Raw genomic sequence first — 14181 nt, forward strand, 5'->3', positions numbered from 1 at the left:
GGGAGTTGCCGCTGCGGCCGCGCAGGTCCTCGACGGAGAAGCGGCGTCGCGCCTCCGGGTCGTAGAGCACGATGTTCGCGGCGGCCCCGACACGACCCAGAAGGGCTCCTAGTCCGTGCCAACGACACGCCTCAGCACCGAACCCACCGCCGTCCTCGTCCTCGAGGACGGACGACGATTCCGGGGACAGGCCTACGGCGCCCGAGGCCGCACCCTGGGCGAGATCGTCTTCGCCACCGGCATGACCGGGTACCAGGAGACGCTGACCGACCCGAGCTACGCCGGCCAGATCGTCGTGCAGACCGCGCCTCACATCGGCAACACCGGGACCAACGACGAGGACATGGAGTCGCGCCGCATCTGGGTCGCCGGCTACGTCGTCCGCGACCCCTCCCGCGTCGTCTCCAACTTCCGCGCGCAGCGCTCCCTCGGCGACGACCTGGAGACCGACGGCATCGTCGGGATCTCCGGCGTCGACACCCGGGCGATCACCCGCCACATCCGCTCGGCCGGCTCGATGCGCGCCGGCGTGTTCTCCGGCGAGGACCTCGCCCTCCCCGAGGAGGAGCAGCTCGCTCTTGTCCTCGGCGGCCGGCAGATGCAGGGGCTCAACCTGTCCTCCTCGGTCTCGACCGACGAGCAGTACACGGTGCCCGCCCGCGGCGAGCGCGTCGGCTCGGTCGCGGTCATCGACCTCGGGGTGAAGACCTCGACGGTCAACTACCTCGCGGAGCGCGGCTTCGACGTGCACGTGCTGCCCGAGTCCGTGACCGCCGAGCAGGTGCTCGCGCTCGACCCGTCCGCGCTCTTCTTCTCCAACGGCCCCGGCGACCCCGATGCCTCGGACCGCCACGTCGAGCTGCTGCGCACCACCCTGCGCGCCGACCTGCCGTTCTTCGGCATCTGCTTCGGCAACCAGCTGCTCGGGCGCGCTCTCGGCTTCGGCACCTACAAGCTCCCGTTCGGCCACCGCGGGATCAACCAGCCCGTGCTCGACAAGCTCACCGGCCGCGTGGAGATCACCTCGCAGAACCACGGGTTCGCCGTGGACGCGCCGATCGAGGGCGAGCTGGACTCGCCCGAGGGCTTCGGCCGCGTCGAGGTCAGCCACTACTCCCTCAACGACTCGGTCGTGGAGGGCCTGCGCTGCCTCGACATCCCCGCCTTCTCGGTGCAGTACCACCCGGAGGCGGCGGCCGGCCCGCACGACTCCAACCACCTCTTCGACCGCTTCCGCGAGATGGTCGTGCAGCGCACGGCCGGGCGCGGGGCCTCGGAGCCCACCGACATCCCCACGACCAGCAGCATCGGAGAGCAGAAGTAATGCCGCGCAGGGAAGACATCCAGAGCGTCCTGGTCATCGGCTCCGGCCCGATCGTCATCGGACAGGCCGTCGAGTTCGACTACTCCGGCACCCAGGCCTGCCGCGTGCTGCGTGCCGAGGGGGTGCGCGTGATCCTCGTCAACTCCAACCCGGCGACGATCATGACCGATCCCGACTTCGCCGACGCCACCTACGTGGAGCCGATCACGCCCAAGGCGATCGAGGCGATCATCGCCAAGGAGAAGCCGGACGCCATCCTGCCGACCCTCGGCGGGCAGACGGCCCTGAACGCGGCCATCCAGCTGCACGACCTCGGGATCCTCGAGAAGTACGGCGTCGAGCTCATCGGCGCGAGCTTCGAGGCGATCAACCGCGGCGAGGACCGCCAGATCTTCAAGCAGCTGGTGCTGGACGCGGGCGCCGACGTCGCGAAGTCCTACATCGCGCACACCGTCGACGAGGCGATCGAGTACGCCGAGGACCTGGGCTACCCCCTCGTCATCCGCCCGTCGTTCACCATGGGCGGCCTGGGCTCCGGCTTCGCCTACACCCGCGAGGAGCTGGTGCGGATGGTCGGCGACGGCCTGCACCAGAGCCCCACCACCGAGGTTCTCCTGGAGGAGTCGATCCTCGGCTGGAAGGAGTACGAGCTCGAGCTCATGCGCGACACGGCCGACAACACGGTCGTCGTCTGCTCGATCGAGAACGTCGACCCCGTCGGCGTGCACACGGGCGACTCGATCACCGTCGCACCGGCGCTGACCCTCACCGACCGCGAGTACCAGAAGCTGCGCGACATCGGCATCCGGATCATCCGCGACGTGGGCGTGGACACCGGCGGCTGCAACATCCAGTTCGCGATCGACCCGGCGGACGGCCGGATCATCGTGATCGAGATGAACCCGCGCGTCTCCCGCTCCTCCGCCCTCGCCTCCAAGGCGACCGGCTTCCCGATCGCCAAGATCGCCGCGAAGCTCGCCATCGGCTACCGCCTGGACGAGATCCCGAACGACATCACCAAGGTGACGCCGGCGAGCTTCGAGCCGACGCTGGACTACGTGGTCGTGAAGGTCCCGCGGTTCGCGTTCGAGAAGTTCCCGGCCGCCGACAAGACGCTGACCACGACCATGAAGTCGGTGGGCGAGGCGATGGCGATCGGCCGCAACTACGCGCAGGCGCTGCAGAAGGCGCTCCGCTCGCTCGAGAAGCGCGGCTCGTCGTTCCACTGGGGCGCGCAGGAGCGCTCGGTCGAGGAGCTCCTCGAGATCGCGAGGACCCCGACCGACGGCCGCATCGTCACCGTGCAGCAGGCGCTGCGCCTGGGAGCCACGGTCGAGCAGGCGTTCGAGTCCACGAAGATCGACCCCTGGTTCCTGGACCAGATCGTGCTGATCAACGAGATCGCCGACCTGGTGCGCGAGCACGACGGCCTCGACGCCGGACTCCTCCGCCTGGCGAAGGACCACGGCTTCTCGGACGCGCAGATCGCCGAGCTCCGCGGGCTCGACGAGGCGGAGGTCCGCCGCACCCGCTACGCGCTGGACGTGCGCCCGGTCTACAAGACCGTCGACACCTGCGCGGGCGAGTTCCCGGCGCTCACGCCGTACCACTACTCCTCGTACGACGAGGAGACGGAGGTCGTCGCCGCCGACCGCCGCAAGGTCGTCATCCTGGGCTCCGGCCCCAACCGCATCGGCCAGGGGGTCGAGTTCGACTACTCCTGCGTGCACGCCTCGTTCGCGCTCTCGGACGCGGGCTTCGAGACGATCATGATCAACTGCAACCCCGAGACGGTCTCGACCGACTACGACACCTCGGACCGCCTGTACTTCGAGCCGCTGACTCTCGAGGACGTGCTCGAGGTCATCCACGCGGAGTCGCAGTCCGGCGAGCTCGTCGGCGTCGTCGTGCAGCTGGGCGGCCAGACGGCGCTCGGGCTCGCCGCGGGCCTCGAGGCGGCCGGCGTGCCCATCCTCGGCACCACCCCAGCGAACATCGACCTCGCGGAGGAGCGCGGCGCGTTCTCGCGGATCCTCGACGAGGCGGGGCTTCTCGCTCCGCGCAACGGCACCGCGACCGACCTCGACGGCGCCCGTGAGGTCGCGGTGGAGATCGGCTACCCGGTCCTCGTCCGTCCGTCGTTCGTCCTCGGCGGGCGCGGCATGGAGATCGTCTACGGCACGCCCCAGCTCGAGGACTACTTCGAGCGGATGGCCGGCGAGGGGATCATCGACGAGGCGCACCCGCTGCTGGTGGACCGCTTCCTGGACGACGCGATCGAGATCGACGTCGACGCGCTCTTCGACGGCGAGCAGCTCTACATCGGCGGCGTGATGGAGCACATCGAGGAGGCCGGCATCCACTCCGGCGACTCGGCGTGCACGCTCCCGCCGGTGACGCTCGGCCGCCGGCAGATCGACCAGGTGCGGGAGGCGACCCTCGCGATCGCGCAGGGCGTCGGCGTCCGGGGACTGCTGAACGTCCAGTTCGCGATCGGCCAGGGCGTGCTCTACGTGCTCGAGGCGAACCCCCGGGCCTCGCGCACCGTGCCGTTCGTGTCGAAGGCGCTGGGCATCCCGCTCGCGAAGGCCGCGTCGCGCCTGATGGTGGGCGAGACCATCGCCGCGCTGAAGGCCGAGGGCCTGCTGCCCGAGCGCGACGGCTCCGACGTCCCGATGGACTCTCCCATCGCGGTGAAGGAGGCGGTCCTGCCGTTCAAGCGCTTCCGCACCAAGGAGGGCCAGATCGTCGACTCGCTGCTCGGGCCCGAGATGCGCTCCACCGGCGAGGTCATGGGGATCGACCGCGACTTCCCGCGCGCCTTCGCGAAGAGCCAGGACGCCGCGTACGGCGGCATGCCGGCGAGCGGGACCGTCTTCATCTCGGTCGCCGACCGCGACAAGCGCTCGATCGTCCTGCCCGCGCTGCGCCTGCGCCAGCTCGGCTTCGACATCCTCGCGACCGAGGGCACGGCCGAGGTGCTGAACCGCAACGGGATCCAGGCCCGCGTGGTCCGCAAGTACAGCGAGACCGCCGAGGGCGACGCGCCCTCCATCGTCGAGCTGATCGCCCGCGACGAGGTCGACGTGGTGATCAACACGCCCAGCGGAGGAGCGACCCGCGCCGACGGCTACGAGATCCGCGCCGCCGCGGTCGCCGCGGACAAGCCGCTGTTCACCACGATCGCCCAGCTCGCGGCCGCGGTCGCCTCGCTCGACGCGGCGAACGAGCCCTTCGAGGTGACGAGCCTGCAGGACTACGCCCTGCGCCGCGCGGAGCGCACCGCGTGAGCGGCGGCGCGGCGGGCACCGCCTCCTTCGGCTCGCGCCTCGAGGCGGCGTTCGCCGCGCACGGCCGGCTCTGCGTCGGGATCGACCCGCACGCGTACCTGCTCGACGCGTGGGGCCTCGCCGACGACGCGGCCGGGCTCGAGAGCTTCGGCCGCACGGTCGTCGAGGCGGCGGCCGGCCGTGTAGGCGTCGTCAAGCCGCAGATCGCCTTCTTCGAGCGGCACGGCTCGGCGGGCTACGCCGCGCTCGAGCGCGTGCTCGCCGACGCCCGCGAGGCCGGACTGCTGGTGATCGCCGACGTCAAGCGCGGCGACATCGGCACGAGCGTCACCGCCTACGCCGAGGCGTGGCTCCGGCCCGGCTCGCCGCTCGAGGCGGACGCCATGACCGCCGCGGCCTACCAGGGGCTCGGCTCCCTCGAGGGGATGCTGACCCTCGCGGAGGAGGCGGGCAAGGGCGTGTTCGTCCTCGCAGCCACCTCCAACCCCGAGGCCCGTCCCGTGCAGCGCGCCCTCGTGCAGGACGGCGGCCGGGCGGGATACACCGTGGCACGCGCGGTCGTGGCGGACGTGGCATCCTGGAACGACGCTCACGCTCGCGCGTCGATCGGCTCGGTCGGCGTGGTGCTCGGCGCCACGGTCGCCCTGGGCGACTTCGGCATCGGCATCGACGAGCCGCTGCACCCCGCACTCCCGGTGCTCGCGCCCGGCTTCGGCCACCAGGGCGCGGCCGTCGCGGACGCGCAGCGGCTGTTCGGCGCGCTGAGCGCCGCCACCATCGTCAGCGAGTCGCGGAGCGTGCTCGGCGCCGGCCCCTCGGGGATCGCGGCCGAGATCACCCGCCGCGCGACCGACATCCAGGAGACCCTTGTCCGCTGAAACCGTCAGCCCCGATCCCGGCGCCTCCTCGCGCCCGGAGGCCGTGCGCCGTCCCTCGCCGCCCGAGGTCGACCGGCGCGCCGCCTCCGAGGCCGCGATCGCGGCGCGCCGTGCCCGCGCCGCCGTCAAGAAGGCCGTCGCCGCCGGACGCCGCCCCGCGACCGCCGTGCTCGCGGCGGCCCAGGCCGAGCCGCTCGGAGTCGAGGGGCGGATGCGCGTCAGCGAGCTGCTCCGCGCCGTGCCCGCACTCGGCGTGGTGAAGACGCCCCGGGTGATGGACCAGCTGCGGATCGCCGAGTCGAAGCGCCTCGGCGGGCTCGGCCGGCGCCAGGTCGAGGGCCTGTCGTCGTTCCTGGAGGAGCGGGAGTCGCGGCAGCGCCGCCCCGGCCGCAACCGCCTGCTCGTCCTCGCCGGTCCGACCGCGGTCGGCAAGGGCACCGTGTCGACCTACATCCGCGAGAACTACCCGGACGTCCTGCTCTCGGTCTCGGCCACCACCCGGGCCCCGCGTCCGGGCGAGGTGGACGGCGTCAGCTACTACTTCGTCGACGACGCCGAGTTCGACCGGATGGTCGCGGCGGGGGAGTTCCTCGAGTACGCCGTCGTCCACAACGCTCACCGCTACGGCACGCCCCGCGGCCCCATCGACGCCGCGCTGGAGCAGGGCCGGCAGGTGATGCTCGAGATCGACATCCAGGGTGCCCGCCAGGTGCGCGAGCGGATGCCGGACGCGCGGCTGGTCTTCCTCCTGCCGCCGAGCTGGGACGAGCTGGTCCGCCGCCTGGTCGGCCGCGGCACCGAGAGCGCGGAGGAGCAGGAGCGCCGTCTGGCCACCGCGAAGGTGGAGCTGGCCGCGCAGGACGAGTTCGATTTCGCCGTCGTCAACAGCACCGTGCCCGAAGCGGCCCGCGAGGTCGTAGAATTGATGTCGCCTCGTGCCGACGGCGCGCCCGCTGACCCGGGCCGCTGAGACCGGGCCACCGACCACCTCCGGGCCGACGCCCCGGGTCCCACCGGGCACACGCCCCTCGGAGCCCGCGCGCCGTGTTGCTCCGGAGCCGCAGATCGGCGCTGATGCGCCTGCAAGGAGACACCCATGGCCAACAACCTCGGCATCATCGACCCGCCCATCGACGAGCTCCTCTCGAAGGTCGACTCCAAGTACGCGCTGGTGATCTTCGCCTCCAAGCGCGCCCGCCAGATCAACGACTACTACGCCGACCTCCACGAGGGCAGCCTGTTCGACAACGTCGGCCCGCTGGTCGACTCCACCATCGACGACAAGCCCCTCTCGGTCGCACTGCACGAGATCAACGAGGACAAGCTCGTCGCCAAGCCCCTCGCCGAGTAGTCCCCTCCGGGTGGGCTCCTCTCTCGAGGCCGGCCGACGGCTCAACGTCGTCGTCGGCATCACCGGCGGCATCGCCGCGTACAAGGCCGTCGGAGTCGTCCGCGCGCTGGTCCTCGCGGAGCACGACGTGCACGTCGTCGCGACCGAGGCCGCGCTGCGCTTCGTCGGCAAGCCCACCCTCGAGGCCATCTCGCGGAACCCGGTGCACACCGAGCTCTACGAGGGCGTCGCCGAGGTCCGGCACGTGGCCATCGGCCAGGCCGCCGACCTCATCGTGATCGCGCCCGCGACGGCGCACACGCTCGCCAAGCTCGCCGCCGGCCTCGCCGACGACCTGCTCGGCAACACGGTGCTCGCGAGCACCGCCCCGCTCGTGATCGCCCCCGCGATGCACACCGAGATGTGGGCGAACGCCGCCACCGTCGCGAACACGGCGGTGCTCCGCTCCCGCGGCGTGCACGTCGTCGGCCCCGCGGTCGGCCGCCTCACCGGCGCCGACTCGGGCCCCGGCCGCATGGAGGAGCCCGAGACGATCGTGGCGGAGGCCCTCGCCGTCCATGCCCGCTCCGCCTCCGCCCGCCGCGACCTCGCGGGCGTGCGCGTCCTCGTGACCGCCGGCGGAACCCGCGAGCCCCTCGACCCGGTGCGCTTCGTCGGCAACCGCTCCAGCGGCAGGCAGGGCGTCGCGCTCGCGCTGGCCGCTGCGGCCCGGGGCGCGGAGGTCACCCTCCTCGCCGCGAACCTCGACGTGCCGGCGCCGGAGGGCGTCACGGTCCTCCCGGTGGGCACCGCGCTCGAGCTGCGCGAGGCCGCCCTCGCCGCGGCCACCGGCGCGGACGTCGTGATCATGGCCGCGGCCGTCGCCGACTACCGGCCCGCCGCGGTCGCCGACGCGAAGATCAAGAAGGAGCAGCAGGGCGACCGTCTCGTCCTCGAGCTCGTCAAGAACCCGGACGTCCTCGCCGAGATCTCCGCCTCCCGGCGGGAGGGGCAGATCGTCGTCGGCTTCGCCGCGGAGACCGAGCCGGACCGGGACGCGATGCTCGCGCTCGGCCGCGCCAAGATCGCCCGCAAGGGCTGCGACCTGCTCGTCCTCAACAGGGTGGGCTGGGCCGAGGGCTTCCAGAGCGACAGCAACGCCGTCGTGGTCCTCGATCGGGCCGGCGATATAGTTGGCGAGGCCTCGGGCAGCAAGGCGGAGGTGGCCGATCGCGTCCTCGACGCGGTCGTGCGCTAGCCCCGCCGGTCCGCCCGCCCAGGCGCCGATCGCCTGCCGCCCGGCATCGCGCCCGCCAGGCCACTCCCGGTACGAACGACCCCGGTCCGCACGAGCCGGGACGAGAAGAGAAGCATGACCTCCGGTCCCCTCCGCCTGTTCACCTCCGAGTCCGTCACCGAGGGCCACCCGGACAAGATCTGCGACCAGATCTCGGACCGCATCCTCGACGCCCTGCTCCGCGAGGACCCGCACAGCCGGGTCGCCGTCGAGACGCTGGTCACGACGGGGCTCGTGCACGTCGCGGGCGAGGTCTCCACGAGCGGCTACGTCGAGATCCCCAAGATCGTGCGCGACACGATCGTCGAGATCGGCTACGACTCCTCGGAGAAGGGCTTCGACGGCCGCTCCTGCGGCGTCTCGGTCTCGATCGGCCAGCAGTCGCCCGAGATCGCGGCGGGCGTCGACACGGCGCTCGAGGTCCGCTCCTCCGAGGCGGGCGAGGACGCCTTCGACCGCCAGGGCGCGGGCGACCAGGGCCTGATGTTCGGCTTCGCGACCGACGAGACCCCCGAATACATGCCGTTGCCGAGCTGGCTCTCGCACCGCCTCGCCGAGCGCCTGGCCGCCGTCCGCAAGTCGGGCGAGCTCGACTACCTCCGACCCGACGGCAAGACCCAGGTCACCATCGGCTACGACGGCACGACGCCGTCCACCATCGACACCGTCGTCCTGTCCACCCAGCACGCCGAGCACGTCAGCACCGAGACGATCCACGCGGACATCGCGGCGCACGTCATCCGCCCCGTCCTCGAGACGGTCGACCTCGACTCCTCCGCCGTGCGCCTGCTGATCAACCCGACGGGCCGCTTCGAGATCGGCGGCCCTCAGGGCGACGCCGGGCTCACCGGCCGCAAGATCATCGTCGACACCTACGGCGGAGCGTCCCGCCACGGCGGCGGCGCGTTCTCGGGCAAGGACCCGTCGAAGGTGGACCGCTCGGCCGCCTACGCCATGCGGTGGGTCGCCAAGAACGCGGTCGCCGCGGGGCTCGCCTCGCGGCTGGAGGTGCAGGTCGCCTACGCCATCGGCAAGGCGGCCCCGGTCGGCCTCTACGTCGAGACCTTCGGCACCGGCACCGTCTCCGACGAGACGATCACCGAGGCGATCCGCTCGGTCTTCGACCTGCGCCCGGCCGCGATCATCCACGCACTCGACCTGCTCCGCCCGATCTACGCGCAGACCGCGGCCTACGGCCACTTCGGCCGGGAGCTCCCCGACTTCACCTGGGAGCGCCTCGACCGGGTCGACGACCTGCGCTCCGCCGCGGGCCTCTCGTAGCGGGCGCGGCGGCGATGGCGACGAGCGGAGCCGTCGCGCGCGTGCTCCTGGACTCGCCCCTCCCGCAGCTCGACCGGCTCCTGGACTACGCGGTGCCGGAGGCGCTGCGCGGCGAGGTGGTTCCCGGCGTGCGCGTGCGGGTGCCGTTGCGGACCGGAGGCCGGATCGCCGACGCGTTCGTCGTCGAGACGGGGGAGGGGACCGAGCACGCCGGAGCGCTCAGCGGCATCGAGGAGCTGGTCTCGCCGCTCGTCGTGCTGACCCCGGAGGTCTGGGCCCTCGCCCGCCGGGTGGCCGACCGCGCCTCCGGGGGCGCGAGCGACGTGCTGCGCCTGGCCGTGCCGCGCCGCCACGTCCGCGTCGAGAAGGCGCGACTCGCCGCGGGTCCCGCTCCTGCGGCGCCCGCGGTCGAGGCGGGCGGCGTGACGGGCTACCCCGACGCCTCCTTCGTTGGACTCGCCGAGGGGGCCCGGCTGGCGGTCGGCGCCGTGCCGGCTCCGGTGAGGCTCGACTCGGGCGCGTGGGTCGGCGGCTGGGCCGTCACGCTCGCCGAGCTCGCCCGGGACACGCTCGCCGCGGGCCGCGACGCGATCCTGGCCGTCCCCGACTACCGCGACCAGGAGCAGCTGGAGCTCGCTCTCGCCGCCCTCGTCCCCGCGGAGGCGGTGGTGCGCCTCGATGCGCGGCAGAAGGGCGCCGAGCGCTACTCCGCCTTCGTCCGCTGCCTCGATCCCGGGCCGCGGGTCGTCGTCGGCAACCGCTCCGTCCTCTACGCGCCCTCCTCCGCCCTCGGCCTGATCGCGCTCTGGGACGACGGCGATCCGCTCTTCGCCGAGCCGCTCGCGCCCTACGCGCACGCGCGCGACGTCGCCCTGGTGCGGCAGGAGCAGAGCGGCGCCGGCCTCGTCCTGCTCGGCAACACGCGCACGGTCGAGGTCGAGCGGCTCGTCGAGATCGGCTTCGCGACCGAGGTGGAGCCGCGGCCGAGCCGCCGCCCGCACGTCGTGCCGACCGCCCAGCAGTGGGCGGCCGACGAGCACGACGCGGCAGCGCGCATCCCCTCCTCCGCCTGGCGGGAGGCGCGGAAGGCCCTCGACTCCGGTCCCGTGCTGGTCCAGGTCGCGCGCCCCGGCTACGCGCCGGTGGTCGCCTGCGCCCGCTGCCGGACCGTCGCACGCTGCAACCGCTGCCAGGGTCCGCTCGGCGTGCACTCCGAGGGCGGGCGGCCGAGCTGCGGCTGGTGCGGCCTGATCGCGGCCGACTGGACCTGCTCCGTCTGCCAGGCGACGGCTCTGCGCCTCGTCTCCCTCGGCGCGGGCCGCACCGCGGAGGAGCTCGGACGCGCCTTCCCGGGTGCCAAGGTGATCGTCGCCGACGGGCAGCGCCCCGTGCTCACCCTCCCCGACGAGCCCGCGCTCGTCGTGGCCACGCGCGGGGCGGAGCCGCGGGCCGACGGCGGCTACCACGCCGTCCTGCTGCTGGACGGCGAGCGGATGCTGGCCCGCGAGAGCCTGCGGGTCGCCGACGACGCGCTTCGCACCTGGTCGAACGCCGCGGCGCTGGCCCGCCCGGGCGCGCCGGTCCTCCTGGTCGGGGTCGGCGGTCGGCTCGCGACCGCCCTGGCGACCTGGCGGCAGGCCGAGTACCTCCGGGCCGAGCTCCAGGAGCGGCGCGCTCTGCGCTTCCCGCCCGCGGTGCGCCTGGCCACGGTGAGCGGCGACGCGCACGCGGTGGAGGAGGCGCTCGACGCGCTCGACGAGGACGACCGGCACGAGGTCCTCGGTCCTGTCGGGCTCGAGGACGGCTCCGTCCGGGCGATCGTCCGGTTCGACTACGCTCGCGGTGCGGATGTGGCCGCGCGCCTCCGCTCCGCCGTGATCCGCAACGCCACGCGCCGTCGTCGCCCGCCGACCACGCCCGGCCGCTTCCGGCCGGCCCCCCGGCTCCGGGTCCGTCTCGACGACCCCGACATCCTCTGACTCCCCAGGAGACCCCCGTGCGCCTCGTCTTCGCCGGCACGCCCGCCGCCGCCGTTCCGACCCTCCGCGACCTCGCCGCCTCCGCGCACGAGGTCGTCGCCGTGGTCACCCGGGAGGACGCCCCGGTGGGCCGCAAGCGCGTGCTCACCCCCTCGCCGGTCGCCGTCACGGCCGAGGAGCTGGGGATCCCGGTGATCCGGGCGAACCGCCTCGACGAGGACGTGACCGACCGGATCGCGGAGCTCGCCCCCGACCTCGGCGTGATCGTGGCCTACGGCGGCCTCGTCCGGCAGCGCCTGCTGGCGGTGCCGCGCCTGGGCTGGATCAACCTGCACTTCTCCCTGCTGCCGCGCTGGCGCGGGGCGGCTCCCGTCCAGCGGGCGCTGATGGCGGGCGACACGCGGATCGGCGCGAGCGTCTTCCAGCTGGTCGCCGAGCTCGACGCCGGTGACGTGTACGCCGAGCTCGCCGTCGACGCGGGGGAGCGCACCGCGGGCGAGCTGCTGACGGAGCTGGCCGGGAGCGGCGCCGGCCTCACCCTCGGCGTGGTCGACGCGCTGGAGGAGGGCACGGCCGTCGCTACTCCGCAGGCCGGAGAGGCGACCCCCGCTCCCAAGCTCGACGCCGCGGACGGCCGGATCGACTGGAGCCTCCCGACCGCGCGGGTCCTCGCGCTCGTGCGCGGAACGACTCCCGAGCCCGGAGCCTCGACCGCGGTGGGCGACGCGCGCCTCAAGGTGCTCGCGGTCCGCGCGGCCGAGGGGGACCTCGCTCCCGGCGTCGTCCGCCTCGACGCGGGGCGCGCCCTCGTCGGCACCGCGGACGGAGCGGTCGAGCTGGTCACCGTCCAGCCCGCCGGCAGGACCCCGATGGCCGGCGCCGCCTGGGCCCGCGGCCTGCGCGAGAGCACGGTGCTCGCATGAGCGCCCGTCGCGAGGCCGCTCCCGCCCGCCGGGTCGCCTACGACGTCCTGCTCGCGGTGAGCGGGTCGGACGCCTACGCCAACCTGGTCCTGCCCGCGCGGATCAGCGCCGCCGGCCTCTCGCCCGCCGACGCGGGACTGGCCACCGAGCTCTGCTACGGCACCCTGCGGATGTCCGGCTACTACGACCGCGTGATCGCCCTCGCGGCCGGCCGGTCCGTCGAGAGCATCGATGCGCCCGTGCTCGACGCGCTGCGCCTGGGCGTGCACCAGCTGCTCGCGACCCGCGTGGCCCCGCACGCCGCGGTGAACGAGAGCGTCGCGCTCGTCGCGGCCGGCTCCTCGCGGGGAGCGGTGGCCTTCGCCAACGCCGTGCTGCGCGCGGTCTCGCGCTCGAGCGCCGGCGAGTGGCGCGAGCGGGTCTCCGCGGCCGCGGTCTCCGGGGACGACCGGATCGCCGCGCTGAGCTCCCACCCCGTGTGGATCGTGCGCGCCCTGCGACGGGCGCTGGCGGCGGAGGGGGCGGCCGACGAGCTCGACGCGCTGCTCGCCGCCGACAACGCGGCTCCGCGCGTGAACCTGGTGGCTCTGCCGGGCCTGGCGTCTCCCGGCGAGATCGCCGACGCCGAACCCGACCGGTTCTCGCCGGTCGGCATGACCAGCACCGGCGGCGACCCGGAGGCGTTCCCCGCGGTGCACGAGGGCCGCGTGCGCGTGCAGGACGAGGGCTCCCAGCTCGCCGCTCTGGCGCTCTCCCGAGCACGGCCGGTCCGCCCGGGCGAGCGCTGGCTCGACCTGTGCGCGGGACCCGGCGGCAAGGCGGCGCTGCTCGCGGCGGAGGCGCGCGCAGGAGGGGCGGCGCTGCTCGCCAACGAGGTGGTTCCGGGCCGCGCGGGCCTGGTGCGGCAGGCGCTGGCCGCCGTCGATCCGTCGGTCGAGGTGCGCACCGGCGACGGGCGCGACCTGGGCGACGAGCAGCCGGGATCGTTCGACCGCATCCTCCTCGACGCGCCGTGCACCGGTCTCGGTGCGCTGCGGCGTCGGCCCGAGGCGCGCTGGCGCAAGTCCGCGGCCGACGTGGAGCCGCTGGCCGCCCTCCAGGGCGAGCTGCTCGACTCCGCGGTGAGGGCTCTCGCTCCCGACGGCCTGCTGGCCTACGTGACCTGCTCGCCGCACCTCGGCGAGACCCGGCGCGTGCTCGCCCTCGCGCAGGAGCGGCACGAGCTCGAGCTCGTCGACACGCCGGCCGCGCTGCGCGCGGTGACGGCGGACCCGCTCCCGCTGCCGGAGGGCACCCTCCACGTGCAGCTCTGGCCGCACCGACACGGCACCGACGCCATGTTCGTCCAGCTCCTCCGCCGCCGGCCCCTCGAGGCGGCGTCCGGAGACGCCTGACCCCTCCGGAGCGGGAACGCGCTCGGCCGGGCGGACGCGGAGGACGCTCCGATCTAGGCTGGAGGCATGCCCGCACGGATCAACCCCAGCATCCTCTCCGCCGACTTCGTGAACTTCGAGGCCGAGCTGCAGCGCATCGCCGGAGCCGACCTGGTGCACGTCGACGTGATGGACAACCACTTCGTGCCGAACCTCACCTTCGGGCTGACGATGGTCCAGCGCCTCCAGGACGTCTCGCCCCGGCCGCTCGACCTGCACCTGATGATCGACGACCCCGACCGGTGGGCCCCCGACTACGCCGAGACCGGCGCCTACTCCGTGACCTTCCACGCCGAGGCCGCGCGCGACGCCGTGGCACTCGCGCGGCGCCTGCGCGAGATCGGCTCGCGGGCGGGGATCGCGCTCAAGCCGGGCACGATGGTGGACGACTACCTCGACCTCCTGCCCGAGTTCGACCAGGTCCTCGTGATGACGGTCGAGCCCGG

The 14181-nt window shown here is 73.8% G+C and carries 11 protein-coding genes; all 11 read left to right on the plus strand.

What is annotated here, in order from left to right; genetic code table 11:
- The first annotated feature begins 115 nt into the window (after positions 1-115).
- Positions 116-1324 (plus strand): glutamine-hydrolyzing carbamoyl-phosphate synthase small subunit, encoded by a 1209-nt coding sequence (gene carA / locus C5D04_RS16030; RefSeq protein ID WP_104295340.1) that lies wholly within the window; start codon positions 116-118, stop codon positions 1322-1324.
- Positions 1324-4614, plus strand: coding sequence for a carbamoyl-phosphate synthase large subunit (carB, locus tag C5D04_RS16035; protein ID WP_104221829.1), 3291 nt, complete (start codon positions 1324-1326; stop codon positions 4612-4614). The genes carA and carB overlap by 1 nt, the downstream gene beginning before the upstream one ends.
- Entirely contained in the window at positions 4611-5492 is an 882-nt protein-coding gene (gene pyrF, locus C5D04_RS16040; protein ID WP_104232667.1) for an orotidine-5'-phosphate decarboxylase, read from the plus strand. The genes carB and pyrF overlap by 4 nt, the downstream gene beginning before the upstream one ends.
- A gap of 43 nt (positions 5493-5535) precedes the next feature.
- Positions 5536-6462 carry a guanylate kinase gene (gene gmk, locus C5D04_RS16045; protein WP_181028723.1) on the plus strand — a complete coding sequence of 309 codons (927 nt, stop codon included), beginning with the start codon at positions 5536-5538 and terminating at the stop codon, positions 6460-6462.
- 126 nt (positions 6463-6588) lie between these two features.
- Positions 6589-6843: a DNA-directed RNA polymerase subunit omega gene (gene rpoZ / locus C5D04_RS16050; RefSeq protein ID WP_104221835.1), complete on the plus strand. Its 255-nt coding sequence runs from the start codon at positions 6589-6591 to the stop codon at positions 6841-6843.
- A gap of 10 nt (positions 6844-6853) precedes the next feature.
- Positions 6854-8080: a bifunctional phosphopantothenoylcysteine decarboxylase/phosphopantothenate--cysteine ligase CoaBC gene (gene coaBC / locus C5D04_RS16055; protein WP_104348012.1), complete on the plus strand. Its 1227-nt coding sequence runs from the start codon at positions 6854-6856 to the stop codon at positions 8078-8080.
- Positions 8081-8194: 114 nt separating this feature from the next.
- Positions 8195-9400, plus strand: a complete 1206-nt coding sequence (gene metK, locus C5D04_RS16060) for a methionine adenosyltransferase (protein WP_104221839.1) — start codon at positions 8195-8197, stop codon at positions 9398-9400.
- A gap of 14 nt (positions 9401-9414) precedes the next feature.
- Entirely contained in the window at positions 9415-11379 is a 1965-nt protein-coding gene (locus C5D04_RS16065) for a hypothetical protein (RefSeq protein ID WP_104232664.1), read from the plus strand.
- 17 nt (positions 11380-11396) lie between these two features.
- Positions 11397-12302, plus strand: a complete 906-nt coding sequence (locus C5D04_RS16070; RefSeq protein ID WP_104232663.1) for a methionyl-tRNA formyltransferase — start codon at positions 11397-11399, stop codon at positions 12300-12302.
- On the plus strand, positions 12299-13696 hold the full coding sequence (locus tag C5D04_RS16075) for an RsmB/NOP family class I SAM-dependent RNA methyltransferase (protein WP_104232662.1): 1398 nt from the start codon (positions 12299-12301) through the stop codon (positions 13694-13696). Before C5D04_RS16070 ends, C5D04_RS16075 begins: the two co-directional genes overlap by 4 nt.
- Before the next feature lie 66 nt (positions 13697-13762).
- Positions 13763-14181 (plus strand): ribulose-phosphate 3-epimerase (locus C5D04_RS16080; protein WP_146087887.1); only part of this gene is annotated, 419 nt, incomplete at its 3' end.

This window comes from Rathayibacter sp. AY1D2 (assembly GCF_002932695.1).
GTDB lineage: Bacteria > Actinomycetota > Actinomycetes > Actinomycetales > Microbacteriaceae > Rathayibacter.

Excerpts from the sequence above, each read along its gene's own strand:
- C5D04_RS16075 (WP_104232662.1), top strand. The coding sequence starts at position 12,299 with ATGAGCGCCCGTCGCGAGGCCGCTCCCGCCCGCCGGGTCGCCTACGAC.
- carB (WP_104221829.1), top strand. The coding sequence starts at position 1,324 with ATGCCGCGCAGGGAAGACATCCAGAGCGTCCTGGTCATCGGCTCCGGC.
- metK (WP_104221839.1), top strand. The coding sequence starts at position 8,195 with ATGACCTCCGGTCCCCTCCGCCTGTTCACCTCCGAGTCCGTCACCGAG.
- rpoZ (WP_104221835.1), top strand. The coding sequence starts at position 6,589 with ATGGCCAACAACCTCGGCATCATCGACCCGCCCATCGACGAGCTCCTC.
- C5D04_RS16065 (WP_104232664.1), top strand. The coding sequence starts at position 9,415 with ATGGCGACGAGCGGAGCCGTCGCGCGCGTGCTCCTGGACTCGCCCCTC.